Origin of the sequence: Vibrio sp. RW, from assembly GCF_027587105.1 — a bacterium.
Classification (GTDB): domain Bacteria; phylum Pseudomonadota; class Gammaproteobacteria; order Enterobacterales; family Vibrionaceae; genus Vibrio; species Vibrio toranzoniae.
Window position 1 is genome coordinate 1 of sequence record NZ_JAPPTM010000071.1, and the last position, 1341, is coordinate 1341.

The window sequence follows — 1341 nt, forward strand, 5'->3', positions numbered from 1 at the left end:
ACTGCTCCAGCCTTCGGAAGCAAGCAGAACCGCTTTGATACGGTCGCACACTCGACTGTCACGAGCGGAGTCGTGCATCTGTTCGAGTTCTTGCTTCTTCTGTGGAGATAACATTACTTTCATGGTTGCGTAGCATGATCTTGTTTTTACGGAAAATCAAGCAGGTTCAATGATCACTGGTATATCTGCTTTCGCAATATCTTCCTTCTAACCTTACGAGCGCTCTCCCTTTGCTTCTGTGTTTTTGATGGCTCTAATCCAATTAAGTGATTTAACACCAGACAAATTTTTGCGTTAGTTACCTGATAGTCATCAAAGTAGCGGCCACTCTTTTTACGACTTTCAGTTAACGTCCCACCCTGCGCTGGTTTGCCGTCTAGCGGGTAGTTAAGGACTTTCATATGCCCACCTAAACTGCCACACAGATTCCCGATACTCGCAGAGTTTGGCAGTGACGAAGACACAAAGCTAAGCTTACTTTCTCTACTTCTCGATCTCACTTCTAACTCGCTCTGAATAGAATGACTCACCACTGGGGTCACCGAAATATAATCATCTCCCCATGGAAACCGTAGCTGCTTACTGTAAGAACTGACACTATCGGGAAAATGATTATCAGGGAGCTGTTCTTCAATTGTGTGTTTTAAGCGAGCAAGTGACTTAGCACCTAACCCAAATTCTTTGAGCAACTCAATCCAAACTGGGCTGTCTTGCTGTATAAGTGAAAGAATACATACCGGTTGTGATTGCCAACTAAAAGGATTCAATAACCACAATGTGTGACGGTACACCGCAGAGTTATGCGCCCACCCCAAGCGTTGCTCTAATACTGCGCTTGAAATAAATACCTCGGTTGTCACAAGAGGCTGTGCAATTATTCGCTGATCTTTAACTCGGCAGTCTGGAAATTTGAGATTATGAGTATGAAACCATTTGATTTCATCAAGAGATGCCTCTAGGTTCTCAGTCGCTTTTAAATGCCTTTTAGCACGAGCAACATCCAACCAATCAGAGCATCTATCCGCTTGATGGCTTGAACTGAGATTAAGCAAGATCGTTAATGCTTCTTTTTCATACCCTTCAACACAGACATCTTCAGTATAGAGCATGAACATCTTCTTTAAAGCAGACTGCTTTACTGCTTCGTCTTCAATTGCTATACCAGTGATCATTGAACCTGCTTGATTTTCCGTAAAAACAGGATCATGCTACGCAACCATGAAAGTAACGCTATCTCCACAGAAGAAGCAAGAACTCGAACAGATGCACGACTCCGCTCGTGACAGTCGAGTGTGCGACCGTATCAAAGCGGTTTTGCTTGCTTCCGAAGGCTGGAGCAGC

At 44.1% G+C, this 1341-nt stretch carries 3 pseudogenes; 1 reads left to right on the forward strand and 2 read right to left on the reverse strand.

Annotation, left to right across the window (positions count from 1 at the left end):
- Together OCT63_RS21330 and OCT63_RS21335 are read right to left on the reverse strand one after the other, a co-directional pair.
- Positions 1-123: pseudogene (locus OCT63_RS21330) on the reverse strand (IS630 family transposase); the annotation flags it as partial.
- Positions 124-182: 59 nt separating this feature from the next.
- Positions 183-1172: pseudogene (locus tag OCT63_RS21335) on the reverse strand (type I-F CRISPR-associated protein Csy2); the annotation flags it as partial.
- Between the two features lie 46 nt (positions 1173-1218).
- Between OCT63_RS21335 and OCT63_RS21340 the strand changes: the two are divergent.
- Positions 1219-1341 (forward strand): annotated as a pseudogene (locus tag OCT63_RS21340) (IS630 family transposase); the annotation flags it as partial.